Below are 26,477 nucleotides of genomic sequence, written 5' to 3'. Positions count from 1 at the left end.
TTCGGAGTTTCCAGTTTATTTAAAGCGGTAGGTAATTCTTCCGCGAGTTAAATCATATGGAGAAAGCTCAACCGTTACTTTGTCTCCAGGCAAAATGCGGATAAAATGCATTCTGATCTTGCCGGAAACGTGAGCCAACACTGTATGACCGTTCTCTAGTTCTACCTTAAACATGGCATTAGGCAAAGTTTCTTGTACTGTGCCTTCCACTTCAATTACATCATCTTTCGCCATCGAACTCGTCTCCCTTCTATATTTCATTCTCGTATGATACAAACTGCTTCGCACAGGCGAATCTAGCATACCTGTTTTCGTGCGGCCTTTTCAAGGCTGTCATCTTGGAGAAACGGATTCAATGATAAGGTGATCCGGTCGAAGTGTATGTCAGCCGCTCTCAAAAACATCCCTTTCTTCCGTCAACCTTATAAATATATCATATTAGCCCGCTCCCGTCCTCTAAAAACTCATGAAAATGAGCATTTTTTAAAAACGGGGTTCACCATGACCTGCCGAATCGCCATCAGGCTTTTGTCAGGATTTCGAAGCCGCTTTCTGTGATTGCAATTGTGTGCTCATAATGGGCACATCTTTTGCCATCATTCGTCACGACTGTCCAGTCATCTGCCAAAGTCTTGACATAGCGTTTTCCGGCATTCACCATTGGCTCCACACAAAAGACCATGCCTGGCCGTAGCCTAGGTCCTTTGTTCGGAGGGCCGAAGTGAGGGACACTAGGGTCCTCATGTAATTCTTGCCCGATTCCGTGGCCTACATACTCACGCACGATTGAAAAACCGTTGTTTTCCACATACGTTTGAACAGCATAGGAGATGTTCGACAGGCGCGCACCCGGCTTTGCTTCTTCAAGCCCAAGGTATAGCGATTGCTCTGTAACCTCCATTAAGCGGCGGGATTCATCATCGATTGTCCCTACGCCGTAGGTCCAGGCTGAATCACCATGATATCCGTTGTATTTCGCACCGATATCAATACTGATGATATCGCCTTCTTCCAGGACTCTCTTACCAGGTATCCCGTGAACTAGTTCATTGTTAACCGATGCACAGATGCTGCCGCTGAAACCATTGTACCCTTTGAAAGAAGGTGTTGCATCAAATTTGCGGATGAATTCCTCCGCGATGGCGTCCAGTTCTTTCGTCGTAATGCCAGGAGCGACATGTTTCTTCAGCTCCTGATGAGTCAATGCCACAATTCGTCCAGCCTCGCGCATGATTTCTATTTCACGAGGGGTTTTGCAAATGATCATTATTTTAAGCCCCCAAGCAATTGCTCAATGTCTTGGAATACAACATTGATATCCTGCTGGCCATTGATGTTGCGAAGCATTCCCCGTTCCTCATAAAAAGCAAGAAGCGGCTTTGTCTGCTCGATATTAACGTCCAACCTGTTCTGAACAGTCTCTGCATTGTCGTCCGCGCGCTGGTATAGTTCTCCGCCGCAACGGTCGCATACGCCTTCGTTTGCAGGAGGATTGAATACAAGATGGTAGGTTGCCCCACACTTCTTACAAATCCTGCGCCCTGTCAAACGCTCCATCAAAATGCTTTGGTCTACATCAATATTGATGACAAAGTCGATTTTCTTTTCCATGTCTGCAAGCATGGCTTCCAACGCTTCTGCCTGAGCGACAGTGCGCGGAAATCCATCCAGAAGGAACCCATTTGAGCAGTCAGGCTTGCTTAAGCGATCACGGACGATGCCGATGGTAACTTCATCCGGTACGAGCTGCCCCGCATCCATGAATGATTTAGCCTTTAGTCCAAGTTCTGTTTCTTCTTTCATTGCAGCGCGGAACATATCTCCTGTAGAGATATGAGGAATATTGTACTTAGCAACGATCTTCTCGGCCTGCGTGCCTTTTCCGGCACCCGGGAGTCCCATTAAAACTAAATTCATGTGAATTCCCCCAGTTTCCAATGAAGGTTTAGGGAAGATAAATCCCCTAAACCTTTATTTAATGAATCCTTTATAATGGCGTTTTACAAGCTGTGCCTCAAGCTGTTTCATCGTTTCGAGGGCGACCCCAACGACAATCAGAAGGCTCGTGCCGCCAATCTGTACGGATTGAGGCAGACCAGCAAATTTAATGAAGAAAACCGGCAAAACCGAAATGGCAGCAAGGAAAAGAGCTCCCACAAATGTCAGGCGGTAAAGAACCTTCGTTAAATATTCCTGTGTCTTCTGTCCAGGACGGATGCCCGGGACATAACCACCTTGCTTCTTCAAGTTTTCCGCAACCTGCTCCGGATTCACCTGAATAAACGCATAGAAATAAGTGAATGCAATGATCAATGCAACATAGATGATCATTCCGATTGGCTGTGTATAATCAAAAATCTTTTGTACCGTATCGGTCCAGTCCTGTTTTTGGGGATCCCCGAAAAACTGGGCGATTGTTGGTGGCGTAACAACGAACGAAATCGCAAAGATAACCGGGATGACGCCGGCCGCATTCACTTTCAATGGCAAGTGAGTGTTCTGGCCGCCGACAGGCTGGTTGCCTGCACTCATTCGCTTGGCATACTGTATCGGAATTTTCCTGGTTGCTTGCTGAATGAAAATGACACCAGCAATGATGGCAATAATCGCAAGAGCAATCAAGACAACAGTGACAATGCGAAGGAACAGCTGCTCCCCTGCATTTTCGAACTGCTGTGCGTAAATTTGGTTTACCATTGTCGGCAAACCTGCGCAAATACCTGCAAAAATGATGATGGAGATTCCGTTTCCGACACCCTTGGCCGTAATCTGTTCACCCAGCCACATCAGGAATGCAGTTCCGGCAGTGAGGACGAGCGCGATCAACAGATATGACGTAATGCCAGTATCCACGATGAGTGTGCCGCCTGCCATGTTGTTAAAACCGATAGACATGCCAATAGCCTGGATGAACCCAAGCACAATGGTAAAATAGCGAGTGATTTGAGCGAGCTTCCTTCGTCCTACTTCGCCTTGTTTGGACCATTCCGTAAACTTCGGAACAACATCCATTTGCAAGAGCTGGATGATAATCGATGCTGTAATGTAAGGCATAATTCCCATCGCTAAAATAGAAAAGTTCATCAGCGCTCCACCGCCAAATGTGTTCAACACTCCAAAAACGCTAAGGTCATCCTGCTGAGCGAGTATTTCTGCATTTACGCCAGGTACAGGGATGAACGCACCCAACCGGAATATAATCAACATTAAAAGGGTGAAGAGAATTTTATTTCTAATTTCACCCACGCGCATAAAATTGGAGATTGTTTGGAACATTAGATCACCTCAAGCTGTCCGCCGGCAGCTTCGATAGCTTCCTTGGCAGCAGAGGAGAACTTTTGAGCTTTTACTGTTAGCTTTTTCTCAAGCTTGCCATTGGCAAGAATCTTGATACCAGCTAACTCTTTCTTTACAAGCCCTGTTTCAATAAGAAGTTCTGGTGTTACTTCTGTTCCGTCTTCAAAACGGTTCAGAGCGTCAAGGTTTACGATTGCATATTCCTTGCGGTTTATGTTCGTAAAACCACGCTTAGGCAGACGTCTGAACAAAGGTGTTTGACCACCTTCGAATCCTGGGCGTACACCGCCGCCAGAACGAGCGTTTTGTCCTTTGTGACCTTTTCCGGCAGTTTTGCCGTTTCCGGATCCGATACCGCGGCCTTTACGTTTGCGTTCTTTGCGTGAACCTTCTGCAGGCTTTAACTCGTGAAGTTTCATGTTGGCACCTCCTTATTTTAAAGAGAAGAAAATCTATTACTTTTCGTTAACCGTCACAAGGTGAGCAACTTTGTTGATCATGCCGCGGATGGCAGCATTATCTTCTTGCTCAACTGTTTGGTGCATTTTTTTAAGACCAAGGGCTTTAACTGTTTCACGCTGACCTTCCGGACGACCGATCAGGCTGCGTGTGAGGGTAATTTCCAATTTGTTAGCCATTTTGATTTCCCTCCTTATCCTAACAGTTCTTCGACTGATTTGCCGCGTAGCTTAGCAACATCTTCAGCACGCTTTAGTTGTTTCAGTCCATCAACAGTAGCACGAACCATGTTGATTGGAGTGTTTGTTCCTAGGGATTTCGAAAGGATATCAGCTACACCTGCAAGTTCAAGCACGGCACGGACAGGTCCTCCCGCGATAACTCCAGTACCTTCTGCAGCTGGCTTCAATAGGATTTCGCCGGCACCAAAGTGACCGATAACTTCATGCGGAATAGTAGTTCCGACCATTGGTACGTATACAAGGTTTTTCTTCGCATCTTCAATAGCCTTGCGGATTGCATCCGGTACTTCTTGTGCTTTACCAGTACCGAAACCGACGTAGCCGTTCTTGTCGCCTACTACTACAAGAGCAGTGAAACGGAAGCGGCGTCCGCCTTTTACAACTTTCGCAACACGGTTAACCGTTACTACGCGTTCTTCAAGTTCAAGTTTGTTTGGATCAATACGACGCATCTTTGTGTGTCCCTCCTTTTTTGTTAGAATTTCAGACCGTTTTCACGGGCAGCATCAGCAAGCGCTTGAACGCGGCCATGGTAAAGGTATCCGCCACGGTCAAATACTACTTCAGTGATTCCGTTTTCTACAGCGCGTTTTGCAACTAATTCTCCGACCTTTTGCGCAGCTTCAAGGTTACCAGTAGCTTCGATGTTAAAATCTTTTTCTATAGTAGAAGCACTCGCTAAAGTTACTCCTTTTACGTCATCAATCAGCTGGGCATAAATGTGCTTGTTGGAACGGAACACATTTAAACGAGGACGAGCTGCTGTTCCGCTGAGTTTCGCACGTACACGGGCATGTCTCTTTTTGCGAGTAGCGTTTTTATCAGCCTTAGTGATCATTACTGTCACTCCTTTCGTTTAACCTAAGCGGCATTACTTACCTGTTTTACCTTCTTTGCGGCGGACGAATTCGCCTTCATAGCGGATTCCTTTGCCTTTGTAAGGCTCAGGCGGACGAACGTCGCGGATGTTTGCAGCAAGTGCTCCAACGCGTTCTTTGTCAGTGCCTTTTACGATAATTTTAGTATTCGCAGGAACTTCGATTTCGACGCCTTCTTCTGGCTCGATTTCGACTGGATGTGAATAACCAACGCTCAATACAAGCTTCTTGCCTTGTTTTGTTGCACGGTAACCGACACCGATTAGTTCAAGGGCTCTTTCGAAACCTTTAGATACGCCTTCCACCATGTTGGAAAGAACGGCGCGAGTTGTTCCGTGTAGCGCACGATGTTCTTTCACATCAGAAGGACGTGAGACTGTGATAACATTCTCTTCTATGCTGATCACCATGTCTTTGTTAAATGTACGGGAAAGTTCGCCTTTAGGACCTTTAACCGTTACATGGTTGTTGTCATTCGTAACCGTAACCCCAGCTGGGATTTCGATTGTTTTTTTACCTATGCGAGACATTCATTGCACCTCCATTCATTAAAAAACTTTATTACCAAACGTATCCGAGAACTTCGCCGCCAACTTGCTTAGCGCGAGCTTCTTTGTCAGTTAGAACTCCGTTCGATGTGGAAACAAGAGCGATTCCAAGTCCGTTCAGTACGCGAGGTACTTCGTTGGATTTTGCATAAACGCGAAGTCCAGGCTTGCTGATTCGCTTTAGGCCAGTGATTACACGCTCGTTGTTAGCACCGTACTTTAGGAAGATACGGATGATACCTTGTTTGTTGTCTTCGATATATTCAACGTCACGCACGAAACCTTCACGCTTCAGGATTTCAGCGATTTCTTTCTTAACGTTGGAAGCAGGAACTTCCAGCTTTTCGTGACGAACCATATTCGCGTTGCGAATACGTGTAAGCATATCTGCAATCGGATCTGTCATGACCATTATTGTTTACCTCCTTCCCAACTTCTCGTTTTACCAGCTTGCTTTTTTCACACCAGGAATTTGCCCTTTGTATGCCAGTTCGCGGAAACAAATACGGCAAAGCTTGAATTTACGGTATACAGAATGCGGACGGCCGCAACGCTCACAGCGAGTGTACTCTTGCACTTTGAACTTAGGCGTGCGTTTTTGTTTCGCAATCATTGATTTCTTAGCCACGTTTTCGCCTCCCTCTATTTAGAGATTACTTTTGGAATGGCATTCCGAATGATGTTAATAGTTCACGAGCTTCTTCATCAGTGTTAGCAGTCGTTACAATAACAATATCCATGCCACGTACTTTGCTTACTTTATCGTAATCAATCTCAGGGAAGATCAGCTGCTCTTTCACACCAAGTGTGTAGTTACCACGGCCGTCGAATGACTTCTTAGAAACACCGCGGAAGTCGCGTACACGTGGAAGAGATACTGAGATCAGTTTGTCTAGGAATTGGTACATGCGCTCGCCGCGAAGGGTTACTTTCGCACCGATAGGCATGCCTTCACGCAGACGGAAACCAGCGATTGATTTCTTCGCGCGAGTGATAACTGGCTTTTGACCAGTGATTTGTGCCAATTCTTCAACAGCGTTATCGAGAGCCTTCGCGTTTGCTACAGCATCACCGACACCCATGTTGATAACGATCTTTTCAATTTTTGGTACTTGCATTACAGATGTATAGTTGAACTTGCTCACAAGAGCAGGCGTGATTTCTTTATTGAACTTTTCTTTTAGGCGGTTCATTTAGTGTACCTCCCTTCTTCAGTAGACTGTTATTTATCCAATACTTCACCGGATTTTTTCGCTACGCGTACCTTTTTACCGTCTTCCACCTTGTAACCAACTCGGGTTGGTTCGCCGGATTTAGGGTCGATAGGCATAACGTTTGATACATGAATCGGTGCCTCTTTGCTGATGATTCCGCCTTGCGGATTCAATTGAGATGGCTTAGCGTGTTTTTTCACGATATTAACGCCTTCTACGAGGACACGGCTCTGCTTAGGGAAAGCTGCCAGGATGTTTCCTGTCTTGCCTTTGTCCTTACCAGAGATGACCATTACTTTGTCACCCTTTTTTACATGCATCTGTGCGCACCTCCTTAAAGCCAATGTTTTATATTAAAGTACTTCTGGAGCTAGTGAAACGATTTTCATAAAGTTGTTGTCGCGGAGTTCGCGGGCAACCGGTCCGAAGATACGAGTTCCACGCGGGCTCTTGTCGTCACGGATGATGACACATGCGTTCTCGTCAAAACTGATATAAGAACCGTCTTTACGGCGAAGGCCGCTCTTAGTACGGACGATAACAGCTTTTACAACTTCACCTTTTTTAACAACGCCTCCTGGTGTTGCTTGTTTGACTGTGCAAACGATGATGTCTCCGATGTTGGCAGTCTTGCGGCCGGAACCGCCAAGAACCTTAATGGTAAGCACTTCACGAGCACCTGAATTATCAGCAACTTTCAAACGTGTTTCCTGTTGGATCATGCGAGTAACCTCCCTTCGGAATCAACCTGGTCCGAACGATTTAGATAATAACTGCTTTTTCCACTACTTCAACCAGACGGAAGCGTTTAGTGGCAGAAAGTGGGCGAGTTTCCATGATACGTACTACATCGCCGATTTTTGCTTCGTTTTGCTCATCATGAGCTTTAAACTTTTTAGAGTACTTCACGCGCTTGCCGTATAGAGAATGCTTTTTATATGTTTCTACAAGAACAGTAACGGTTTTATCCATCTTGTCAGAAACAACGCGTCCTGTATACACTTTGCGTTGGTTGCGTTCACTCATTGTGAATGGCCTCCTCTCTGGTTATCGATTGTTAATTCCAATCTCTCTTTCGCGAATCACAGTTTTCATACGAGCGATTGCTTTCCGTACTTCACGGATGCGTGCTGTATTTTCAAGTTGTCCAGTCGCTAGTTGAAAGCGCAGATTGAAAAGTTCTTCTTTCAAAGACTTAACTTTTTGTTCAATTTCGGCAGTGGTAAGGTCACGAATTTCATTAGCTTTCATTGGATTCACCACCAATTTCTTCACGTTTTACAAACTTGCATTTAACTGGAAGTTTGTGTGCTGCAAGGCGCAATGCTTCGCGTGCAATTTCTTCTGAAACACCCGCGATTTCGAACATTACTTTGCCTGGCTTAACTACTGCTACCCAGCCTTCAGGAGAACCTTTACCAGAACCCATCCGGACTTCAAGAGGCTTTTTAGTGTATGGCTTGTGAGGGAAAATCTTGATCCAGACTTTACCGCCACGTTTCATGTAACGAGTCATTGCAATACGGGCTGCTTCGATCTGACGGTTCGTGATCCAAGAAGCTTCAGTAGCTTGCAAACCGAATTCGCCGAATGCTACTTCAGTGCCACCTTTGGCACGTCCGCGCATATTTCCGCGATGTTCACGACGGTATTTCACGCGTTTAGGCAATAACATATTATTTGCCTCCTTCCTCAGTTTTCTTCTTCGTAGGAAGGACTTCTCCACGGTAGATCCATACTTTTACGCCAAGTTTGCCGTACGTAGTATCAGCTTCTGCTGTAGCATAATCGATATCAGCGCGAAGCGTATGAAGTGGAACAGTTCCTTCGCTGTAATGTTCTGAACGAGCGATGTCAGCACCGCCAAGACGGCCGGAAACCATTGTTTTAATACCTTTTGCTCCTGCACGCATAGCACGTTGGATAACTTGCTTCTGAGCACGGCGGAAAGATACGCGGTTTTCAAGCTGGCGAGCGATGTTTTCTGCTACCAATTTAGCATCGATATCTGCTCTTTTGATTTCAAGGATATTTATATGGACACGCTTGCCGGTAAGTTTGTTAAGAGCTTTACGAAGTGCTTCGACTTCTGTACCGCCTTTACCAATTACCATTCCTGGCTTCGCAGTGTGGACAGTTACATTTAGGCGGTTTGCCGCACGCTCAATCTCAATTTTGGAGAGAGAAGCATCGCGCAAACGCTTTGTGATGTACTCACGGACTCTAAGGTCTTCGTGTAAAAGATCAGCATAGTCTTTGCCTGCGTACCACTTGGATTCCCAATCACGGATGATCCCGATACGCAAACCGACTGGATTTACTTTTTGACCCACTGATTATCCCTCCTTCTTTTCTGATAAAACGATTGTGATGTGGCTTGTGCGCTTATTGATTGCACTTGCGCGGCCCATTGCGCGTGGACGGAAACGCTTCAGCGTTGGTCCTTCGTTAGCATACGCTTGGGATACCACTAGGTTATTAATATCCATTTCGTAGTTGTGTTCTGCATTTGCAAGTGCAGATTTTAACACTTTTTCAACGATTGGCGAAACAGCTTTTGGGGTAAGTTTTAAAATAGCTACCGCTTCTCCAACTTGCTTTCCTCGAATCAAATCCAATACTAGGCGAGCTTTACGAGGAGCAATACGAACTGTTCTAGCAACAGCTTTAGCTTGCATCAGAATGGCCTCCTCTCATTAACGTCTTGTTTTCTTATCGTCAGCGGCATGGCCTTTGTACATACGCGTTGGAGCGAATTCTCCAAGCTTGTGGCCTACCATATCTTCAGTGACATATACAGGAACATGTTTGCGACCATCATATACTGCTACAGTGTGGCCGATGAATTGCGGGAAGATCGTGGAACGGCGAGACCAAGTTTTAACAACTTGCTTTTTCTCCGTTTCGTTAAGCTTTTCGATCTTTTTCATTAAATGGTCATCTACAAAAGGTCCTTTTTTCAAGCTACGACCCATGATTGAACCTCCCTTCGTGACTGTTCTACGGTTCTTTTGAACCGTAGTACAATCCCGTTATTTTTTACGACGACGTACGATAAACTTGTCGGATTTGTTTTTCTTCTTGCGAGTCTTGTAACCAAGGGTTGGTTTGCCCCAAGGTGTCATTGGAGACTTGCGTCCGATTGGAGAACGGCCTTCCCCACCACCGTGCGGGTGATCGTTCGGGTTCATGACGGATCCGCGAACAGTCGGGCGCTTGCCTAACCAGCGAGAACGTCCTGCTTTACCGATGTTGATCAGTTCGTGCTGCTCATTGCCGACTTGACCGACAGTAGCGCGGCACTCAGAAAGAATCATACGAACTTCGCCGGAGTTCAGACGGATAAGAACATATTTGCCTTCTTTACCGAGAACCTGTGCAGATGTACCAGCGGAACGTACCAATTGGCCACCTTTGCCTGGTTTCAGTTCGATGTTGTGCACGACAGTACCCATAGGAATGTTAGCTAATGGAAGTGCATTACCCACTTTAATGTCGGCTGTTGGGCCTGACATAATTTCCATTCCAACTTGCAGGTTCTTCGGTGCTAGGATGTAACGCTTTTCTCCGTCTACATAATTGATTAGGGCAATGTTTGCAGAACGGTTTGGATCATACTCGATTGTGGCAACGCGTCCAGGAATGCCATCTTTGTTACGTTTAAAATCGATGATACGATATTGACGCTTATGGCCGCCACCTTGATGACGAACAGTTAACTTACCTTGGTTGTTACGGCCGCCTTTGCGCTTCAACGGAGCAAGCAAGGATTTTTCCGGCTTGTCAGTAGTGATTTCAGCGAAATCAGAAGCTGTCATGTTACGACGACCGTTAGAGGTAGGTTTGTACTTTTTAATCGCCATTTCTTTTCCCTCCTCTTCTGGTTATATGAATGATTATACTTCGAACAATTCGATTTCTTTGCTGTCTTTAGAAAGAGTGACAACGGCTTTACGGCGTTTGTTTGTGTATCCGCCGAACTTACCCATACGCTTGAATTTACCTTTGTAATTCATCACGTTCACTTTTTCAACTTTCACGCCAAATACTTCTTCCACAGCGTGTTTCACTTGAGTTTTGTTCGCTCTGACGTCGACTTCGAAAGTGTATTTCTTATCTTCCATCTGCTCAGAGGAACGCTCAGTGATAACGGGGCGCTTAATGATATCGCGTGCATCCATTATGCAAGCACCTCCTCTACTTTTTCAACCGCTGCTTTAGTCATGATCAACTTGTCATGATTTAAAACATCGAGGACATTGATTCCATCAGCAGGAACAAATGTGATGCCAGGGATATTACGTGCGGACAGAGCAACGTTTTCCTCTGTGCCTGCAGTTACGATCAAAGCTTTTTTATCAACGTTTAGACCTTTCAATACATTTGCGAATTCCTTCGTTTTCGGCGTTTCGAATGCAAGATTTTCTAGAACGATGATGTTTTCTTCATGCACTTTGGAAGAAAGCGCAGACTTGATTGCAAGACGGCGAACCTTCTTAGGCATTTTGAAGCTGTAGCTGCGTGGTTGCGGTCCGAATACAGTTCCGCCTCCGCGCCATTGTGGTGAGCGGATGGAACCTTGACGAGCGCGGCCTGTGCCTTTTTGGCGCCATGGCTTACGTCCACCGCCTGCTACTTCAGAACGATTTTTTACTTTATGAGTACCTTGACGAAGTGATGCTCTCTGCATAATTACTGCTTCGAACAAAACATGGTTGTTAGGCTCAATACCGAAGACAGAATCATTCAGTTCGATTTCTCCGACCTGGGATCCAGCTTGGTTGAATAATGCTACTTTTGGCATACCTTTTTCCTCCTTTCTCTAAACGTTATTACGCTTTTACCGCACTTTTGATTTTAAGCAATGCTTTTCTTGCTCCAGGAACGTTTCCTTTGATAAGAAGAAGATTGCGTTCTGCGTCGACTTTCACGATTTGCAGGTTCTGAACAGTAATTTGCTCTCCGCCCATGCGTCCTGGCAGCAATTTGCCTTTGAATACGCGGTTTGGAGCTACAGGGCCCATTGAACCTGGACGACGGTGATAACGGGAACCGTGAGCCATAGGTCCGCGGGATTGTCCGTGGCGTTTGATTGCGCCTTGGAAACCTTTACCCTTAGAGATACCTGTTACATCTACTACATCGCCTTCTGCGAAAATATCAACTTTGACTTCCTGACCAACTTCGTAACCCGCTAAGTCAACTCCGTTAAATTCACGAACGAAGCGCTTAGGAGCAGTGTTCGCCTTAGCGACATGGCCTTTTTCCGGTTTGTTGGAAAGCTTATCGCGCTTGTCTTCAAAGCCAAGCTGGATTGCTTCGTAGCCGTCTGTTTCCATTGTCTTCACTTGAAGAACAACGTTAGCAGCTGCTTCTACCACTGTTACCGGAATAAGATCGCCGTTCTCTGCAAACACTTGAGTCATACCAATCTTTCTTCCTAAGATTCCTTTGGTCATTATAGTCACACCTCCTGTGTTCTCTCAGTTTAATTTATTTCGATTAAAGTTTAATTTCGATATCTACACCTGATGGCAGGTCTAAACGCATCAATGAATCAACTGTTTGTGGAGTTGGGTTCACGATGTCGATCAGACGCTTGTGCGTACGCATCTCGAATTGCTCACGAGAGTCTTTGTACTTATGCACCGCGCGCAGAATTGTGTAGATTGTTTTTTCAGTTGGAAGCGGAATCGGGCCGGATACAGCCGCACCTGAACGCTTTGCTGTTTCAACAATCTTTTCTGCTGATTGATCAAGAATCCTGTGATCATAAGCCTTCAAACGGATACGAATCTTTTGTTTTGCCATTATTTTCCCTCCTTTTCGCCTATTTTAAAATAGACATTCTCCGCGAAAATTTCCCACACACTCGCCATGGCAAAGCGGCCGGGTGTGTCAGCAACCTTCCGCATCATCGCAGTCAAAGACCAACATTGTCTATTATACATAAAACAAAAGCAAAGCGCAACCCAAGATTGCACCTTTTCTTCTGTTTAGCACACTTCACCTATTATAATCGCAACCAAGCATCATGACAAGTATAGGACAGGATGTTTGGAAGTGTTATTGTTTCCCAGAAGAGAATGTGTTAGGAAACTATATCAAACATTGATTATTACCCTACAGAAGGGATGACATATTATATGAAGAAACCAGTGCGATTTGAAAGACGATTCAGCAAAAACCATTTTGAATTCAAAGTCTCTATATCCCACTACGTTCAGATTAAATTGTTTTCAAGACAGAATCTATTCCCTGAATTATTCACCGTGATCTGAAATTCTGGGTATTTAATGAAATTTTTAAAGTTTAGGTGAATTTTTACGGAGAAAATAATCGAATGACAGGAAATTTAAAACGATTCTTGGGAGGAAACCGATTTTTGGACAGACTTCTCCCTTGGTGCAGGTTCGATTTATTTTAAAAGGGTATTTATTCAAATTTTAGTTGTTGCACTCGGGTGAGTACGTCCCAAAAAAAGCGTTCATACACAAAACTCGAGGACATTTTAAAATATAGCGAGCGTCCGGATTTCACCAACTTACTTGCCACTTTGATTAGCCGGGTACGAATCGTTTGGATTTGAATGCCCTTATACTTGGTCGGAAAACTGAATGTCCGTAACCAGTTCGTGAAGTTATAGGCAAGCAGACTCAACATCATCCGAGCTTCATTGATCAGAAAATCATGGCTTTTCATCTGATCAAAACCAAAGCCATCTTTCGCTTCTTTGATGAAATTCTCCATTGTGCCCCGCTGTTGATAAGATGTGACAATCGCTTGGGGCGAAAAGGCTTCACCCAGACTCGTCACAAAAAAGGCATGTGAAAATAACAATTCACCAGCAGGGCGAATGGACTGAATGATAATACGACGAGGCTTTGACCAAGAAGATGCTTGGTAAATGGACTCCTCTACATAGCTTTCTGTCACGGACACATCATGAATTTCATGTGCTGGGTGTAGTTCTTCCGCAAGTGCTTTTAACTTGGCGTTCGCTTTTAGACGAATGATATAGTAAACCGATTCCTTTTCGCATAATTCATATAGACCAGGCACCGCGAAGCCACTATCGCCACGGACTAGATAAGATTTTTCGGGGAAAACTTCGTTATAGTGCTCGATGAGTGGGCGCATAAAATCTACAACACCATTGGAAGTATAAACGTTTCCCGGGCGCAATTGCGCTTTCAAGAAATCACCTGTTAGCCCATCAAATGCGACTAGTGGATGAAAGCCTGTTGTAGAATAATGCGCGTTGTAGGAAGAATTTTCTTGGTTTCCGTATGTATCGGCATGTGTGGAATCCAGGTCGAAAATAAGTGTCTTCGATTGTCGAGCATGATGAACCCGGTCAAGCAGTTCCTGATTGGCTGATTGAAGTTGGTTTAGTGCTTCCGTGTCAAAGCGCTTAAAAAATCGTGATAAGGACGGTTGAGAAGCGAGTGCAGATTTGCCAAGAACCTGTGTGAAAACCGGATCATGTGTTAAACGGTCCGCTGCATCATCCTCATGATAGCCAGCGATCAGCTGATAGATTTTTTGACGAAGTAAATGTTCATTCGTATGGAAGCAATACGTGCGTTCATCTTTTAATTGGAGATGTTTTGAAATCGTTTGTGAGAAACTGATTTTTTCATCAAACTCACGAAAAATGAATTCTCCAGTGTCAGAAGAAAGCGCACCACCATCATTAGACAATTTAATGGAACGGTTGAAATGTAGAGTGTTTTGCGATAAAGTAGCCATTAGAAGAATCCTTTCTAGTTGGTTGGTGTTTAGTCGCAATAACCATAACAGAAATGGATTCTTTTTTCATCTTTTAAGTGAAAAAGAGAATCCCACAGAAAAGCCAACAAGTCGGCTTTTCTGTGGGATTTTATATATATCGGTGAATAATCTAGGTATTCTTAATTTCATCGTCTTTATATCCCACTACGTTCAGATTAAATCATGAATATTTGAATGTGAGTGTGTTAATTATATTACTTTATATCCCACTACGTTCAGATTAAATACCTTTCGCAATCTTGCCGATTAGACTTGAACCGTCCTTTATATCCCACTACGTTCAGATTAAATCAGTTCTTGCACGATGAACTCCGCTGTAAACTGCTCCTTTATATCCCACTACGTTCAGATTAAATAAAGTAAGAAATACGAAAAAGGTTATAACTCACTTCTTTATATCCCACTACGTTCAGATTAAATGCTTGACACTTAACTAGACTGTCTACCTGTTTCATCTTTATATCCCACTACGTTCAGATTAAATTAACGGGCTGATTATTAGACGTGTGAAACTTGAAAACTTTATATCCCACTACGTTCAGATTAAATCGTCACCGTGAGTCTTAGCAAAGACACAAGCAACGTACTTTATATCCCACTACGTTCAGATTAAATAAGAAGGCGACGAAAAATCCGGAATACTCAATCGTCTTTATATCCCACTACGTTCAGATTAAATATATACTGTTTCTGATATAATACCTGTTTGTATATTTCTTTATATCCCACTACGTTCAGATTAAATGCGAATACCTGAACCCTGTAAAGGTTAGACTTCTTCATCTTTATATCCCACTACGTTCAGATTAAATATGTTGTTCCTGGGCACACTGAACATGAAATTCGACCTTTATATCCCACTACGTTCAGATTAAATTCTAGAAGGGATAATATTGATACCATCAAACGCTTCCCTTTATATCCCACTACGTTCAGATTAAATGGGCATGGATTTTACATGATAAAAAGCCTTTTTGATGCTTTATATCCCACTACGTTCAGATTAAATGGCGCTCCTGTGCTAACCTTGAACCGATCTTCCGTAACTTTATATCCCACTACGTTCAGATTAAATTTTGCTGCGTTGTCCAGTTCGTCGTTTGATGGTACCTTTATATCCCACTACGTTCAGATTAAATACGCAAGCGAATATAAACTCCTCTTGTTTCCCCCGTCTTTATATCCCACTACGTTCAGATTAAATCGCTTCGCATGGCGTGGAAAATCGTGAAAGAAGGCACTTTATATCCCACTACGTTCAGATTAAATACGAGCCAATCCAGTCTATCCTACGCGCGGTTGCTGCCTTTATATCCCACTACGTTCAGATTAAATCAACTGATGTCGGATCTACCTTTTCCTACTCATTTGCCTTTATATCCCACTACGTTCAGATTAAATCCTGCCTCTGTCCTTGCCACCAACATGGCTTTCTTTTCTTTATATCCCACTACGTTCAGATTAAATGAAAGATGGAACGATTGAAAAGTTAGAAGCGAAAGTAACTTTATATCCCACTACGTTCAGATTAAATTTTTCAAGATTTTTCATTTTAACCACTCCTTGTATCTTTATATCCCACTACGTTCAGATTAAATGGAACTGGTCTTGTTCATCGATGAATTTCATTTATCTTTATATCCCACTACGTTCAGATTAAATCGGTTGCGGTATGAGCTGCGAAAGCGCGATGAGCAGTCTTTATATCCCACTACGTTCAGATTAAATGCAATGACCGACAAGCTTTCCCCCGAAGAGACTTTGCTTTATATCCCACTACGTTCAGATTAAATGCAAAACGTTCAGGATTAAGGTAAAAGCGTCAAGTTTACTTTATATCCCACTACGTTCAGATTAAATCTTTTTCCGTTAACAACCTGTACAAAATTCGGATCCCTTTATATCCCACTACGTTCAGATTAAATCGTATTCCTAACAGGGGGGTACTAAATACAGAAGACTTTATATCCCACTACGTTCAGATTAAATTCGTCGTCATCAACCGCACGCACCGTAATGTTGCCCTTTATATCCCACTACGTTCAGATTAAATGATACGCCATATAAATCAGCTATCTGTTTTAATAAGTCCTTTATATCCCACTACGTTCAGATTAAATGCTGACGGATACATCCAGGGACAGACTTTATATTACTTTATATCCCACTACGTTCAGATTAAATCAGACGGTTGACGTTGTATAGGAACAAGTCACGACCCTTTATATCCCACTACGTTCAGATTAAATCCTGCCTTAAGACAGGGGTTAAACACAGTAATACCAAGGGTTTATTATTCTCTAGGCTTTAAGGGTTTGCAGCGAACCTAGAGTAGCGTTTTGCTTTCTCGCGATAAAAACCGTTAGATTACTTGCCGCCCAAGGGGTTGGACCGGTTTTTCAATAAATTGGATGCGCTGCAATTTTACTTCTTCTCCATAGTTCCTATAATTATAAAAACAAATCAAACGGGTTTTTCTCCTGGCCGTGGACAATCTTCTTTATATTTCTGGGGTTATTTACTTTATATAAGTAAATAGAATCTTCATCATGATGGATGATCTGATTTAATTCTGCCAGACATTCCGCTAATTTTCCAGCAGTAATTTCCCCTTCAAAAACTGAGTTTTGTGTCCAATCGAGATATTTCCTTAAACGCTTGCAAACTTTGCCTACTCGTTTCTCTCCTACATCGTAAGTAATGATGACAAACATAGTCACCACCACGCCTTCAATGGTTTATACTTTTCATCACCAATCAGATGTTTAATAATTTTATAACACTCTAGTCGTATGAGATAGCGATAGGTAGTATTTCGTTTCAGCGTCCGGTGCTTTATTGATTGCTTGAGTTTTTCCTCCCATGCCATAATGAACTTTTTCTTACCTTCTTCATTCAGGAAACATATTTCTCCCTCTAAATAATCAAAATGCTTTTTCGTTAGTTGCCTCTTATTAATTAAAGAAAAGATGATTGGATCGACAATAAGAGGCTTAAAGATTTCCGCAATATCCAAGCATAGCGAAAATCGCTTTGTCGACGGCTCGTGTAAATAACTAATAGTTGGATTCAGTGATGTCTTATAAATCTCGCTTAAAACCGTATTGTACATAAGCGTGTTGCCAAAAGATATTAGCGCATTAACCGGATCCCTCGGTGGCTGCTTTTCTCTCTTCTCTAAGACAAATTCCTGGTTCAATATACTATTAAAAGCCTGATAATACATTTGCCGTATCTGTCCCTCATTCCCCATTAACTCTGGAATAGAGGTGCAATTAACCATCCTCTGATGAATAGAGACAATAGGCTCCATATACGTACTCGTCTTTTCCTTATAGCTTCGCAGATTTCGCACCATATGAAAAACGGCACCATTTAGAAATTGGTAAGCTAGAAACAAACGCTTTTCAGCATCTAAGTAATGCTCGCTTTGTCTCACGATTATATAACCAGATTCCTTCTTAGTACGAGGATAGAACGCGCCCGCATAAAAACCATAGTAATTATAGAACTGTAGACTTATTCCATATTGGCTCAAATAAGTAAGAAGCTTACTGTTAACATCCACTTCCCCGAAAAGGTGTAGACTATTTATCTTCTCAATGGGCAGAGGTTTTTTGATCCCTTTCTCATTCTCAAAGTAAATTGTATTGTCTTTCCTCCTAAGCTTACCATTGGAAAAAACATAATGATCTCGCAACATATTCAGTCCGCCTCCTTTGAATAACAAAACTCATAATAGGCGCATGCTTTGCAATAAGGTAGTTTTGTTACTCTAGGAGGGGAAGGTTGATCGATCACTTTGTAAACCTCTGCAATTAACTTCTTCATTTCCTTTTGTTCTGTTTCTGTTAATTCAACCTCAACAGTCTTTCTCTCCTTTGTATAACTAAGAAGCCCCTTCTTCTTCACTCCCCTTAAAGAAAGCTGGTAAAGATAGAAAAGCATTTGCACTCTATCAGACTTCTCCATTTTGCTTGAAAGTTTAATTTCCCGTACATAATCCCCTTCGATTGCATCGATTTTAAATGCTTCATCTATCATTATTTCCTTCTTTGCCACACCAGGGTATGCAGTTGCATGTAGTACAGCACCTTGAAGCACTCTATCTGACTCTAATTCAAGCCCGATTCCTTTCTTGTACAGCCAAAGTTTTCGTTTGCATATGACATAATAAGCTAGATCTACTCCCCCGACCGTTTGCTTGCTCGTCATATTTCTTCCCCCTAGCTAAATAGAGTTTCTTTATCTGTAAGCAACCCTAATTCATTACTATAGCTACAATGGATGTAGAAAAGACCTTTGATATTTTCTAAAGGGCTGTACCCTATTCTCTCAGCTGTTTTCATAGGAACACCAACCGAAAAAGCTTCAATCACCATTCTGGCTCTCCTTTTTTCCTGCTTACTACTTGCAGCTTTCCATTCGCACAACGCCTCTTGGAAATGTTCATTCTGCTGAAAGTCAATTGGGACTGCTTGAATTTGTTGGATATCACGTAATATCTCTTGAGCGACTCTTTTCTTCAGCTGTGGATCATAATGCGATTGCTCCTTCAAATCGACCATTGCTTCTTCAAACTCTTTGAGAAAACCACTGTTTTTTAACGATTCTTCATCATAGAGTTCTTTAATCATTCTTTGCTTTTCGGATTCTAGGAGGACCCCTTCTTGACAATCAGACAAAAGTATGAGGCTTCTGTTATAAATATCTTTATGATAGACCTTTCCTTTTCTCAACACTCCAGATACGTCCTCTGTTAAAACAATAACATTTGGTTCCGCAACAGACTTTAACCCTTTTCTATTGCAGCGTCCATAACGTTGAAACTGGCTATCCAGCGAGGACATCTCGGTATAGAGCATATCAAAATCAATGTCCAAGCTCGCTTCAACAAGCTGCGTCGTCACCCAAACACCCGCAGCCTGCCCCTTTGCAAACGCCAAAATATCCGTCTCAAGCCTGCTTCGATCCTGCTTAATAAAACGTGAATGAAGCAAGAATGTTTTGCACCCCTTCTCTCTAAGGCCCTCATAAACCTCTTGTGCTCGCCTAACTGTATTACAGATAACCAGTACTTTTTTGCTTTCTCCATTCCCCTTAATTTCTTCCAATATTTCCTCATCTGAAATGGACTTCGCTGCCGTTAAGACATGGTGGCGGATAATCGAGTCATCAATAAATTCAGCATATGTTAACTGCTTCTTGGAATGGAACAGCTCCCGCTGCAAGGCATTATAGTAAAAGCCAGGCAGAGTTGCCGTCATAATCATAAAAGAACCGCCAATCTCGTCGATGAGCTTCATCGCCCGGATTAAGACCGCAGCAATCTTCGGATCATAAGCCTGCAATTCATCGACAATGACTTTGGAAGTTGCCATCAAGGCATATTCCTTTTCAAAGCCAAGATAATACAGTGGAAACTTAAGAATCTGGTCTATCGTAGAGATGATTAATTTATTCGCATACTGCTTCGTCTGGCTATGCATTTTCTCCAGTTCATCTTCTCGGCCGCCTTCTTGATCATATAAGTAGTCAAGACTGGTCGAATGAAGCAATCCGATGGCTTCTTCTCCCTCTCTCCCCTTTTTAGAAAAACCGATTTGGTCCTCGCTGGATACCCTGCTATACATTGCGTTAATTGATACACGCAACGGAAGCGTAAAAAATCCTTTTTTGTTGCCGAGCCATAATAGTCCCGCTTCTGTTTTCCCCATCCCCGTCTGAGCAACAATCACTAAGTGTTCCTCTCTGTGCTCCTCAGCAAACACTTGCAGCGGCTTTTTCTCCTTCTTAAGCTTATTTGCAAAAAAATCATTTACATGCTGAGAGACATCCATCTCTGTTGCCAGTTCAATTGGCACATGTGCCGATGCTGCATGATCGAGACGATGCAAAATTCCTTTTAACAATATATAACGGTGATACGAAGGATGCGAAGGATAAAACCGTTTAGGAACTTCGATTTTGCTAATTTTCGAGACGGCTGTTTTTTCATCTATCGCAATCCCAAGATGTTCTTCCAGCTCCTTTTTATACGGGACAATATTTCCTTTATAGTTGGCTTTTATTTCTTCTTTATCAGGAAGTATTCCTCGCTCATGATGATAAGCAACCAATTGAGCTAAAAGCACCTGTTCATCTTTATTTAAATCTAATAGTCGAAAAGGAATAGCCATAACAGATAGGATATTATGTGGAATCTGATAAGAACTAGCCTCAGGTAACAAATTCAAACCCAAAATACCCCTAATCCTATTTTGAAAAACAATATCCGCTTTTCCGGCATCATGATACAGCACCGCAAGTCGAAGTAATTGCCAATCCCTGGCTGTTAAAGGCAACCATTTCCCGTAAAGCCTCTGAAATTCCTCCAGTCTATTCAGCAACTCATCTGTATGTTGTTTTATTGACTCTGGAGGAGATGACTTTGCATAGTACTCCATTGAAAATCCTCCCTACTAAAACAGGAAAGCATTACGCTTTCCTGTAAGTGTCTCTATGGGAAGAAAATTAAGTCTCCATATTGGTCGACTGTCAATTCTCCCCCATCAGCAATCGGTTCACCAATCTGAACATAACCAGCCCGTATTTTGTCCCAAACCCGTACACCTTTGACAATTCGGTACGTCCAATTAAGATCATAAATATAGTTACTACTGTCTTCAATAAATCTTTCAGGAACGAATGCATTAAAACTAAGCGTAGGATCTTCATCCCCGTCATAATCTTGAGTTGTAACTAACATGCACTCATCTACCCGTACAAGGTCTTCCCATCTCCCAAGGCTCAAGTGAGTGTTGGAAGATTTTATTCGTTGCTCTAACTCATGCAGGACATCTTCCTCCGCCTGGACATGAATGAGCAGTTCAACATCATAAAGCATATGCATATAGATGGGCATCGTCGTAATATGCTCGAAGGTTCTTTTACTACCCAAGCCGTCCAGGATCAGTGCGAACTCATTCGTTTTCTTGTTTTTAAAAAAGTAATGTGTTTGATAGTCAGAAACAATCGTATCGTATTTTCCTTGGATGCTGATTTTCATTGGAATTAGTTTCTTTGCACCTAAAACTGCATGCAGCATTCCTTTCACCGTTGCATAGGGAGGCAACGGATAAGTCTCTGAAACTTTGAATGCAAATGGCTTTTTATAGCATGCTGTTTCTTGGTATAGCTTCAGCCTTAAAGCTTGCATCATTATCTCACTCCATAATAATCACGAAGTTGGCTTTTCAATGACCCAAAGAAGCTTTCAACAGAACCAGCGCGGTCATCTACAAGTGTATGGAACTCTTTTTCATTTTCAAACAGTCCTGCTACATACCCTATGTAGGTGTCAGGATGAATCGGTTTACCCAAGAATGTAGATTCAAGCGTGCTTTCTATTGCGCTCACATTCATATTCCATTTATACTGGCCTGGCTCAACGCTTACCTTACCCATGAAAAATGGATTAGCAACAGGATACACTCCGCCGATAATGAAGAGTGGTGCAAGGCTTTCCTGGCGACCTCGAATATTTCTGTTCAAAAACTTTATGACTTCGAGCAATTGCTCCAACCGCTCCACTTTCTCCTCATTGCTTAACTCAATACCTTGGTCCTTCCCAACCTTATCAAGGTCAATGGTCATCGTGTAGGAATACATGCTCTCATGCTGCTCAATATTTGCTAGGTTAGGTGTTTCATTGATACGTTCAGCAAAACCCATATTGTTTAAAAACTCCATATCGCTGCGATATGGTTCGAGAGAGATTGCATGTGATAAACGTGCTACTGCAGGCCGCTTCTGGGATTGTTTCCCTGTCTTCAAATAGCCGAACAAGTCCATTTCAACAGATTCAGCAATGGTTGCACTTTCTTTGAATTGTAGGGTACCTTTTGTTTTGTCCACGGTATCTAGGTTCCAGCCAAACCACTCATTTCCAAGCCGGACAATATCATAACGGATACTTTGACGGGAAGCGAAGGTCAGCACCTGTCCATTACTGCGATGAATTTTCTTTAGTTCTGAAATATTGGCAATGCCTTCACCATAATTCAAAGAATTCCCCTGAAAAACTACTGTAAATGTAATAGCCTTACCCATTTTGTTTGTCCTCTCCTTCATTGTGTTTTTTTCCTTCTCCAAGCATTCCAGCAATAAAAGCCGTAGCAATCGTATCGAAGTCTAAGCCTTTTTCTTTGTAGGCTTCTACAAACACAGATGGAACATCAAGATTAGCGGCCATATGCACACGGAAAATAGTATCCATAAAATCGCTTTTGTTTCCTGCTTTTGCTGCGTTTAACAACCGGTAAGCAATCGATTCGAGTTTCTTTCTCCCACTTGCCCGGTAAACCTCCCCTTCCTTAGCTTCCGGCCGTCCATTTACCATGGCTATCCGCAGCACAGCACCGCGATAATTTATCAATGATATTGTTTTATCAAACTCACCCATGTTCCACTCTCCTCCCTTTGCTAGTAACACTCTTTTTCTTTCCCTTGCTGCAAAAAAGGCTCCATCTGCATGAAACGGCTCTTTAATTGCCTTGCGAACGTACTCATAAACGGTGCTTTTCGGATCAATTCCCTTAAGCACGCTTCTTAAGAATGCATCTTTTAGTTCCCTGTCTAACAGCAGCTTGAGAGAATTTCCATAATTTTCGAGGTATTTTACTAAATATGGCGGCATGTGCTGATAATCAAGCAGGGTTTTCTTTTTATCAATATCTGAGTGCATTTCAATGATGAGAAAGGACTGTTGAAATTTCTTAACTTTATCCAGTGATTCTTGCAAAATTCCAACAAGGGATTCACTGAAACTTGTACCGTCTAACCTTAATTTTTGGTACCTTAGATTATCTTTAACTACCTCAGCAAAAGGCTTTTGCGAAAGGATAAGGCCTCCATAGCGAAGGTAATCAGAGGCATTTTCATTTCCGACTCTTTTTGGATAAAATGCCATTCCTAAAGGAGAGAGGAAAAGGATTAGCCTTGCTAATGCACTGATTGGTACTGGTATATCATTTTGGAAATCCCAAGTGAAATTAGCCACTTGCTTTGTAAAGGCTAGCGGTCCAAAAACCATTTCTTCAAATGATCTTGTCGCTAGCATTCCATGAAAGAAAGAACAAGAAAGGGTTTCATGATAGAAGTAATCTTCAATCTCTTGTATGCTGCTTAATTTTTCAAGCGGCTTTATTAAATTTTTGAATGGCTTATATGTGCTGTTTTCTTGTAGAAATTGAATTAACTCTTCTTTTGATCCATTGCGTCTCTTTGCATACAGTTGTAATTCTAATTTGGCAGGATCAATGAAGTCTTTCTGAAGTTGTGCTACATGCTCTTCTGTTGTCTTTTGAAAAAAAGTCTTTTGCAGAAAGCTTGTTTGCCCGAAAAAGGCTTTTCCTAAGGTTTCTGATTTTACAAGGTTTAATGTTAATTTTTCATTGATGAGTGGAGTGCTGACAATTTGTTGATATCGCTCAATTGCTTCGCTAACTTTTGGGGCATCCTCTGGGGTGTCGTATTCTTTAAGCTCGTCCAATAAGTGAGCAAGCTTGTTTGTTTCTTCTGCTTCCGGAAAATATTTTACGAGTTTTTTATGCTGCTCGTTCATCCTTTTTCGTAATTCTGCTGCATGCTGTTTTGTTTTTTCTGGAGTCTTCAAGGCCTGGTTGGCATACCACTCCCATCTCTTCACATCACGCTTAACGACACTGGAGGATTCAATTAACCCTCTAATGTACCGTTCTGCCAAGGTATCCAGGATTTCCTCTTGAAGCAGGATGCCGTTTTGGGTGATGGACAGCTCACCATCTGGATAAAGCTTAGCAAGCCCGATACATCCAGCGGCCATTGGCCAAAATTCTGCATTAATCTCTATCGGCATCCACCCTAACCTCCTTTACAATGTCTAACATTCCAAAGTATGTTGATCTTCTGCCCAAACCTAATTGGTAAAGAAGCTGCAAATCCTCAGGATGTCCTTCAAGCTGGAAAGTCCCTTTGTATGTTGTGAAATAAAGAATATCGTCATTCCTTAAATGCCGATTCCCCTCTTTCACAACAAGTTTACTTAGCCTTAAAGGAGTAAATCTCAAAGGCTCTTGTAAACCCCTTTTGGCGAACTGCTTCACTTGTAAGTCTGCATAGTAGTTAAGTTGAGACTCATAATCAGAATTGTCAGGAGACAATGGCTTTCCATTTTGATCTTCAATCAATAAAGGGCTTAACGTTTTAAAGATCACTTTGCGATGCTTAATACTAGACTCAGACAACAGTTGCAAATTGCTTTGAACCCAAGTCGCACCACCAGCCTTGTACTCCTTTATTTTTCTCACACCATTGAAAGCGTGTACAAAAAACTCCATGTCAGGGGATGATATATTGATTGTCATACGATCAAGCGAAAAAACAGAATCCTGTAGCGTACAATTATGCAGATAAACGGAAAATGTGAAATTTTTCATTCTGTTATCCTGATGACCAAAGGTTTTCTCGTAATACTCTTTGTCCGCAAGAGAGACTGCTTCTTTGATGAGACTGTAGATTTTCATTCGGTAAGCTAAGTCGAGGTGCTCAAGATTGTATGTAACAGAAAAACGCACTTTGTTTCCTCCTTCCCTGCTAATTCCCTACTATTATATAATTTAGAAGAAGTTGTCATATTTTTCAACAATAAAGAAAAAAATTTCGATAAAAATACATATTTTTCTACACAAAAAAGCAGACGGATCGTCACCCGTCTGCTTTCTTCTATTTAAGATTACTCTTGGATTGTAGCAACAACGCCAGCGCCTACTGTACGGCCGCCTTCACGAATAGAGAACTTAGTTCCTTCTTCGATAGCGATTGGAGCGATCAATTCAACAGTCATTTCGATGTTGTCGCCAGGCATAACCATTTCTACGCCTTCAGGAAGGTTACAAATACCAGTTACATCAGTTGTACGGAAGTAGAACTGTGGACGGTAGTTTGTGAAGAATGGAGTATGACGTCCACCTTCTTCTTTAGAAAGAACGTATACTTCTGCTCTGAACTTAGTGTGTGGCTTAACAGAACCAGGCTTAGCAAGTACTTGACCACGTTGGATTTCTTCACGTGCTACACCACGAAGAAGTGCACCGATGTTGTCGCCAGCTTCTGCATAGTCAAGAAGCTTACGGAACATTTCTACACCAGTTACAGTTGTAGATTTTGGCTCTTCAGTCAAACCGATGATTTCAACAACGTCACCGACTTTAACTTGGCCACGCTCTACACGGCCAGTTGCAACAGTACCACGGCCAGTGATGGAGAATACGTCCTCAACAGGCATCATGAAAGGCTTGTCAGTGTCACGAGTTGGTGTTGGGATGTACTCGTCAACAGCAGCCATAAGTTCAAGAATTTTTTCTTCCCAAGCAGCGTCTCCTTCAAGAGCTTTAAGGGCAGAACCTTTGATAACAGGAATGTCATCACCAGGGAATTCGTACTCAGAAAGAAGGTCACGAACTTCCATTTCTACTAGTTCAAGTAGCTCTTCGTCGTCAACCATGTCGCATTTGTTCATGAATACAACAAGGTAAGGTACGCCTACTTGACGGGAAAGAAGAATGTGCTCACGAGTTTGTGGCATTGGGCCGTCAGCAGCAGATACTACAAGGATACCGCCGTCCATTTGCGCAGCACCAGTGATCATGTTCTTAACGTAGTCAGCGTGTCCTGGGCAGTCAACGTGTGCATAGTGACGAGTTGCAGTTTCGTACTCAACGTGTGCAGTAGAGATTGTGATACCGCGCTCACGCTCTTCTGGAGCTGCATCGATTTGATCGTAGCCGCGTGCTTCAGCACCACCAGCTTTTGCAAGTACAGTTGTGATTGCAGCTGTAAGAGTTGTTTTACCATGGTCAACGTGACCAATTGTACCAATGTTAACGTGCTGCTTGGAGCGGTCGAATTTAGCTTTTGCCATTATGAAGTCCTCCTTCGAATTATAAAAGTCTAAGTATAATTTGGGCCTAAAGAAAGCACAGGGCTTCCTCCGGCACCAAGGCTTACATTAGTAGTTATACTTGA

Annotated in this window: 35 protein-coding genes and 1 CRISPR repeat array; all 35 genes read right to left on the bottom strand. The window is 42.6% G+C overall.

Features of this window, described 5'->3' with window-relative positions:
- Positions 1-15 precede the first annotated feature (15 nt).
- Positions 16-234: a translation initiation factor IF-1 gene (gene infA / locus BQ5796_RS03490; protein ID WP_028390440.1), complete on the bottom strand. Its 219-nt coding sequence runs from the start codon at positions 232-234 to the stop codon at positions 16-18.
- A 286-nt stretch (positions 235-520) separates the two neighbouring features.
- Positions 521-1,267, bottom strand: a complete 747-nt coding sequence (map, locus tag BQ5796_RS03485; protein ID WP_071458969.1) for a type I methionyl aminopeptidase — start codon at positions 1,265-1,267, stop codon at positions 521-523.
- Positions 1,267-1,917 (bottom strand): adenylate kinase, encoded by a 651-nt coding sequence (locus BQ5796_RS03480; RefSeq protein ID WP_071458968.1) that lies wholly within the window; start codon positions 1,915-1,917, stop codon positions 1,267-1,269. The genes map and BQ5796_RS03480 overlap by 1 nt, the downstream gene beginning before the upstream one ends.
- 54 nt (positions 1,918-1,971) lie before the next feature.
- A complete protein-coding gene (gene secY, locus BQ5796_RS03475) occupies positions 1,972-3,276 on the bottom strand; it encodes a preprotein translocase subunit SecY (protein WP_071458967.1) in 1,305 nt (434 codons plus the stop codon).
- Positions 3,276-3,716 carry a 50S ribosomal protein L15 gene (gene rplO / locus BQ5796_RS03470; protein ID WP_071458966.1) on the bottom strand — a complete coding sequence of 147 codons (441 nt, stop codon included), beginning with the start codon at positions 3,714-3,716 and terminating at the stop codon, positions 3,276-3,278. Before rplO ends, secY begins: the two co-directional genes overlap by 1 nt.
- A gap of 36 nt (positions 3,717-3,752) precedes the next feature.
- Positions 3,753-3,935, bottom strand: a complete 183-nt coding sequence (gene rpmD, locus BQ5796_RS03465; protein ID WP_071458965.1) for a 50S ribosomal protein L30 — start codon at positions 3,933-3,935, stop codon at positions 3,753-3,755.
- A gap of 14 nt (positions 3,936-3,949) precedes the next feature.
- On the bottom strand, positions 3,950-4,450 hold the full coding sequence (gene rpsE, locus BQ5796_RS03460; RefSeq protein ID WP_071458964.1) for a 30S ribosomal protein S5: 501 nt from the start codon (positions 4,448-4,450) through the stop codon (positions 3,950-3,952).
- A gap of 23 nt (positions 4,451-4,473) precedes the next feature.
- Positions 4,474-4,836 (bottom strand): 50S ribosomal protein L18, encoded by a 363-nt coding sequence (gene rplR, locus BQ5796_RS03455; RefSeq protein ID WP_071458963.1) that lies wholly within the window; start codon positions 4,834-4,836, stop codon positions 4,474-4,476.
- A gap of 33 nt (positions 4,837-4,869) precedes the next feature.
- Complete coding sequence (gene rplF, locus BQ5796_RS03450; protein WP_071458962.1) at positions 4,870-5,406, bottom strand: 50S ribosomal protein L6; 537 nt, start codon at positions 5,404-5,406, stop codon at positions 4,870-4,872.
- Between the two features lie 31 nt (positions 5,407-5,437).
- A complete protein-coding gene (gene rpsH / locus BQ5796_RS03445; protein WP_071458961.1) occupies positions 5,438-5,836 on the bottom strand; it encodes a 30S ribosomal protein S8 in 399 nt (132 codons plus the stop codon).
- A 30-nt stretch (positions 5,837-5,866) separates the two neighbouring features.
- On the bottom strand, positions 5,867-6,052 hold the full coding sequence (rpsN, locus tag BQ5796_RS03440) for a 30S ribosomal protein S14 (protein WP_001085700.1): 186 nt from the start codon (positions 6,050-6,052) through the stop codon (positions 5,867-5,869).
- Positions 6,053-6,077: 25 nt separating this feature from the next.
- Positions 6,078-6,617, bottom strand: a complete 540-nt coding sequence (gene rplE, locus BQ5796_RS03435; protein WP_071458960.1) for a 50S ribosomal protein L5 — start codon at positions 6,615-6,617, stop codon at positions 6,078-6,080.
- Between the two features lie 29 nt (positions 6,618-6,646).
- The gene (gene rplX, locus BQ5796_RS03430) at positions 6,647-6,958 is read right to left on the bottom strand and encodes a 50S ribosomal protein L24 (protein WP_071458959.1); all 312 of its coding nucleotides are present in this window, start codon (positions 6,956-6,958) and stop codon (positions 6,647-6,649) included.
- 33 nt (positions 6,959-6,991) lie between these two features.
- Positions 6,992-7,360, bottom strand: coding sequence for a 50S ribosomal protein L14 (gene rplN / locus BQ5796_RS03425; protein WP_071458958.1), 369 nt, complete (start codon positions 7,358-7,360; stop codon positions 6,992-6,994).
- A 40-nt stretch (positions 7,361-7,400) separates the two neighbouring features.
- Complete coding sequence (gene rpsQ / locus BQ5796_RS03420; RefSeq protein WP_041966521.1) at positions 7,401-7,664, bottom strand: 30S ribosomal protein S17; 264 nt, start codon at positions 7,662-7,664, stop codon at positions 7,401-7,403.
- Between the two features lie 21 nt (positions 7,665-7,685).
- A complete protein-coding gene (gene rpmC, locus BQ5796_RS03415) occupies positions 7,686-7,889 on the bottom strand; it encodes a 50S ribosomal protein L29 (RefSeq protein ID WP_071458957.1) in 204 nt (67 codons plus the stop codon).
- The gene (gene rplP / locus BQ5796_RS03410; protein WP_071458956.1) at positions 7,879-8,313 is read right to left on the bottom strand and encodes a 50S ribosomal protein L16; all 435 of its coding nucleotides are present in this window, start codon (positions 8,311-8,313) and stop codon (positions 7,879-7,881) included. Before rplP ends, rpmC begins: the two co-directional genes overlap by 11 nt.
- A gap of 1 nt (position 8,314) precedes the next feature.
- Positions 8,315-8,971, bottom strand: a complete 657-nt coding sequence (rpsC, locus tag BQ5796_RS03405) for a 30S ribosomal protein S3 (RefSeq protein ID WP_071458955.1) — start codon at positions 8,969-8,971, stop codon at positions 8,315-8,317.
- Positions 8,972-8,974: 3 nt separating this feature from the next.
- The gene (gene rplV / locus BQ5796_RS03400; protein WP_071458954.1) at positions 8,975-9,316 is read right to left on the bottom strand and encodes a 50S ribosomal protein L22; all 342 of its coding nucleotides are present in this window, start codon (positions 9,314-9,316) and stop codon (positions 8,975-8,977) included.
- 18 nt (positions 9,317-9,334) lie between these two features.
- Positions 9,335-9,613 (bottom strand): 30S ribosomal protein S19, encoded by a 279-nt coding sequence (gene rpsS / locus BQ5796_RS03395; protein ID WP_071458953.1) that lies wholly within the window; start codon positions 9,611-9,613, stop codon positions 9,335-9,337.
- A 57-nt stretch (positions 9,614-9,670) separates the two neighbouring features.
- Positions 9,671-10,501: a 50S ribosomal protein L2 gene (gene rplB, locus BQ5796_RS03390; RefSeq protein ID WP_071458952.1), complete on the bottom strand. Its 831-nt coding sequence runs from the start codon at positions 10,499-10,501 to the stop codon at positions 9,671-9,673.
- Between the two features lie 33 nt (positions 10,502-10,534).
- Positions 10,535-10,819, bottom strand: a complete 285-nt coding sequence (gene rplW / locus BQ5796_RS03385; RefSeq protein ID WP_071458951.1) for a 50S ribosomal protein L23 — start codon at positions 10,817-10,819, stop codon at positions 10,535-10,537.
- Positions 10,819-11,442, bottom strand: coding sequence for a 50S ribosomal protein L4 (gene rplD / locus BQ5796_RS03380; protein ID WP_071458950.1), 624 nt, complete (start codon positions 11,440-11,442; stop codon positions 10,819-10,821). The genes rplW and rplD overlap by 1 nt, the downstream gene beginning before the upstream one ends.
- Positions 11,443-11,470: 28 nt before the next feature.
- Positions 11,471-12,097 (bottom strand): 50S ribosomal protein L3, encoded by a 627-nt coding sequence (rplC, locus tag BQ5796_RS03375; protein ID WP_071458949.1) that lies wholly within the window; start codon positions 12,095-12,097, stop codon positions 11,471-11,473.
- Between the two features lie 43 nt (positions 12,098-12,140).
- Positions 12,141-12,449, bottom strand: coding sequence for a 30S ribosomal protein S10 (gene rpsJ, locus BQ5796_RS03370; protein WP_059174169.1), 309 nt, complete (start codon positions 12,447-12,449; stop codon positions 12,141-12,143).
- Positions 12,450-13,073: 624 nt separating this feature from the next.
- Positions 13,074-14,390: an IS1380 family transposase gene (locus BQ5796_RS03365; RefSeq protein WP_071458948.1), complete on the bottom strand. Its 1,317-nt coding sequence runs from the start codon at positions 14,388-14,390 to the stop codon at positions 13,074-13,076.
- Positions 14,391-14,564: 174 nt separating this feature from the next.
- Positions 14,565-16,681: a CRISPR direct-repeat array (repeat unit 29 nt; unit sequence CTTTATATCCCACTACGTTCAGATTAAAT).
- 201 nt (positions 16,682-16,882) lie between these two features.
- Complete coding sequence (cas2, locus tag BQ5796_RS03360) at positions 16,883-17,146, bottom strand: CRISPR-associated endonuclease Cas2 (RefSeq protein ID WP_071458947.1); 264 nt, start codon at positions 17,144-17,146, stop codon at positions 16,883-16,885.
- A 2-nt stretch (positions 17,147-17,148) separates the two neighbouring features.
- Complete coding sequence (gene cas1b, locus BQ5796_RS03355; protein ID WP_071458946.1) at positions 17,149-18,135, bottom strand: type I-B CRISPR-associated endonuclease Cas1b; 987 nt, start codon at positions 18,133-18,135, stop codon at positions 17,149-17,151.
- Positions 18,136-18,137: 2 nt separating this feature from the next.
- Positions 18,138-18,647 carry a CRISPR-associated protein Cas4 gene (cas4, locus tag BQ5796_RS03350; protein WP_071458945.1) on the bottom strand — a complete coding sequence of 170 codons (510 nt, stop codon included), beginning with the start codon at positions 18,645-18,647 and terminating at the stop codon, positions 18,138-18,140.
- Between the two features lie 11 nt (positions 18,648-18,658).
- Positions 18,659-20,878: a CRISPR-associated helicase/endonuclease Cas3 gene (locus BQ5796_RS03345; RefSeq protein WP_071458944.1), complete on the bottom strand. Its 2,220-nt coding sequence runs from the start codon at positions 20,876-20,878 to the stop codon at positions 18,659-18,661.
- 53 nt (positions 20,879-20,931) lie between these two features.
- Positions 20,932-21,633, bottom strand: a complete 702-nt coding sequence (gene cas5b, locus BQ5796_RS03340; RefSeq protein ID WP_346190272.1) for a type I-B CRISPR-associated protein Cas5b — start codon at positions 21,631-21,633, stop codon at positions 20,932-20,934.
- Positions 21,633-22,523 carry a type I-B CRISPR-associated protein Cas7/Cst2/DevR gene (gene cas7i, locus BQ5796_RS03335; protein ID WP_071458943.1) on the bottom strand — a complete coding sequence of 297 codons (891 nt, stop codon included), beginning with the start codon at positions 22,521-22,523 and terminating at the stop codon, positions 21,633-21,635. Before cas7i ends, cas5b begins: the two co-directional genes overlap by 1 nt.
- Entirely contained in the window at positions 22,516-24,309 is a 1,794-nt protein-coding gene (locus BQ5796_RS03330; protein WP_071458942.1) for a hypothetical protein, read from the bottom strand. The genes cas7i and BQ5796_RS03330 overlap by 8 nt, the downstream gene beginning before the upstream one ends.
- Positions 24,293-25,027 (bottom strand): CRISPR-associated endoribonuclease Cas6, encoded by a 735-nt coding sequence (gene cas6 / locus BQ5796_RS03325; RefSeq protein WP_071458941.1) that lies wholly within the window; start codon positions 25,025-25,027, stop codon positions 24,293-24,295. The genes BQ5796_RS03330 and cas6 overlap by 17 nt, the downstream gene beginning before the upstream one ends.
- A 158-nt stretch (positions 25,028-25,185) precedes the next feature.
- The gene (gene tuf / locus BQ5796_RS03320; protein WP_071458940.1) at positions 25,186-26,373 is read right to left on the bottom strand and encodes an elongation factor Tu; all 1,188 of its coding nucleotides are present in this window, start codon (positions 26,371-26,373) and stop codon (positions 25,186-25,188) included.
- Between the last annotated feature and the right edge of the window lie 104 nt (positions 26,374-26,477).

The sequence above is a fragment of the Bacillus massilinigeriensis genome, from assembly GCF_900111815.1.
Taxonomy (GTDB): Bacteria; Bacillota; Bacilli; order Bacillales; family Cytobacillaceae; genus Mesobacillus_C; species Mesobacillus_C mediterraneensis.
Note: the sequence above shows the minus strand (reverse complement) of the source record. Positions and strands in the feature narration are given on the sequence as shown.

What these genes read in the sequence shown, in the direction of transcription:
- infA (WP_028390440.1), bottom strand. Translation starts at nt 234, where the DNA reads ATGGCGAAAGATGATGTAATTGAAGTGGAAGGCACAGTACAAGAAACT.
- map (WP_071458969.1), bottom strand. Translation starts at nt 1,267, where the DNA reads ATGATCATTTGCAAAACCCCTCGTGAAATAGAAATCATGCGCGAGGCT.
- BQ5796_RS03480 (WP_071458968.1), bottom strand. Translation starts at nt 1,917, where the DNA reads ATGAATTTAGTTTTAATGGGACTCCCGGGTGCCGGAAAAGGCACGCAG.
- secY (WP_071458967.1), bottom strand. Translation starts at nt 3,276, where the DNA reads ATGTTCCAAACAATCTCCAATTTTATGCGCGTGGGTGAAATTAGAAAT.
- rplO (WP_071458966.1), bottom strand. Translation starts at nt 3,716, where the DNA reads ATGAAACTTCACGAGTTAAAGCCTGCAGAAGGTTCACGCAAAGAACGC.
- rpmD (WP_071458965.1), bottom strand. Translation starts at nt 3,935, where the DNA reads ATGGCTAACAAATTGGAAATTACCCTCACACGCAGCCTGATCGGTCGT.
- rpsE (WP_071458964.1), bottom strand. Translation starts at nt 4,450, where the DNA reads ATGCGTCGTATTGATCCAAACAAACTTGAACTTGAAGAACGCGTAGTA.
- rplR (WP_071458963.1), bottom strand. Translation starts at nt 4,836, where the DNA reads ATGATCACTAAGGCTGATAAAAACGCTACTCGCAAAAAGAGACATGCC.
- rplF (WP_071458962.1), bottom strand. Translation starts at nt 5,406, where the DNA reads ATGTCTCGCATAGGTAAAAAAACAATCGAAATCCCAGCTGGGGTTACG.
- rpsH (WP_071458961.1), bottom strand. Translation starts at nt 5,836, where the DNA reads ATGGTCATGACAGATCCGATTGCAGATATGCTTACACGTATTCGCAAC.
- rplE (WP_071458960.1), bottom strand. Translation starts at nt 6,617, where the DNA reads ATGAACCGCCTAAAAGAAAAGTTCAATAAAGAAATCACGCCTGCTCTT.
- rplX (WP_071458959.1), bottom strand. Translation starts at nt 6,958, where the DNA reads ATGCATGTAAAAAAGGGTGACAAAGTAATGGTCATCTCTGGTAAGGAC.
- rplN (WP_071458958.1), bottom strand. Translation starts at nt 7,360, where the DNA reads ATGATCCAACAGGAAACACGTTTGAAAGTTGCTGATAATTCAGGTGCT.
- rpsQ (WP_041966521.1), bottom strand. Translation starts at nt 7,664, where the DNA reads ATGAGTGAACGCAACCAACGCAAAGTGTATACAGGACGCGTTGTTTCT.
- rpmC (WP_071458957.1), bottom strand. Translation starts at nt 7,889, where the DNA reads ATGAAAGCTAATGAAATTCGTGACCTTACCACTGCCGAAATTGAACAA.
- rplP (WP_071458956.1), bottom strand. Translation starts at nt 8,313, where the DNA reads ATGTTATTGCCTAAACGCGTGAAATACCGTCGTGAACATCGCGGAAAT.
- rplV (WP_071458954.1), bottom strand. Translation starts at nt 9,316, where the DNA reads ATGCAAGCTAAAGCTGTTGCTAGAACAGTTCGTATTGCTCCTCGTAAA.
- rpsS (WP_071458953.1), bottom strand. Translation starts at nt 9,613, where the DNA reads ATGGGTCGTAGCTTGAAAAAAGGACCTTTTGTAGATGACCATTTAATG.
- rplB (WP_071458952.1), bottom strand. Translation starts at nt 10,501, where the DNA reads ATGGCGATTAAAAAGTACAAACCTACCTCTAACGGTCGTCGTAACATG.
- rplW (WP_071458951.1), bottom strand. Translation starts at nt 10,819, where the DNA reads ATGGATGCACGCGATATCATTAAGCGCCCCGTTATCACTGAGCGTTCC.
- rplD (WP_071458950.1), bottom strand. Translation starts at nt 11,442, where the DNA reads ATGCCAAAAGTAGCATTATTCAACCAAGCTGGATCCCAGGTCGGAGAA.
- rplC (WP_071458949.1), bottom strand. Translation starts at nt 12,097, where the DNA reads ATGACCAAAGGAATCTTAGGAAGAAAGATTGGTATGACTCAAGTGTTT.
- rpsJ (WP_059174169.1), bottom strand. Translation starts at nt 12,449, where the DNA reads ATGGCAAAACAAAAGATTCGTATCCGTTTGAAGGCTTATGATCACAGG.
- BQ5796_RS03365 (WP_071458948.1), bottom strand. Translation starts at nt 14,390, where the DNA reads ATGGCTACTTTATCGCAAAACACTCTACATTTCAACCGTTCCATTAAA.
- cas2 (WP_071458947.1), bottom strand. Translation starts at nt 17,146, where the DNA reads ATGTTTGTCATCATTACTTACGATGTAGGAGAGAAACGAGTAGGCAAA.
- cas1b (WP_071458946.1), bottom strand. Translation starts at nt 18,135, where the DNA reads ATGTTGCGAGATCATTATGTTTTTTCCAATGGTAAGCTTAGGAGGAAA.
- cas4 (WP_071458945.1), bottom strand. Translation starts at nt 18,647, where the DNA reads ATGACGAGCAAGCAAACGGTCGGGGGAGTAGATCTAGCTTATTATGTC.
- BQ5796_RS03345 (WP_071458944.1), bottom strand. Translation starts at nt 20,878, where the DNA reads ATGGAGTACTATGCAAAGTCATCTCCTCCAGAGTCAATAAAACAACAT.
- cas5b (WP_346190272.1), bottom strand. Translation starts at nt 21,633, where the DNA reads ATGATGCAAGCTTTAAGGCTGAAGCTATACCAAGAAACAGCATGCTAT.
- cas7i (WP_071458943.1), bottom strand. Translation starts at nt 22,523, where the DNA reads ATGGGTAAGGCTATTACATTTACAGTAGTTTTTCAGGGGAATTCTTTG.
- BQ5796_RS03330 (WP_071458942.1), bottom strand. Translation starts at nt 24,309, where the DNA reads ATGCCGATAGAGATTAATGCAGAATTTTGGCCAATGGCCGCTGGATGT.
- tuf (WP_071458940.1), bottom strand. Translation starts at nt 26,373, where the DNA reads ATGGCAAAAGCTAAATTCGACCGCTCCAAGCAGCACGTTAACATTGGT.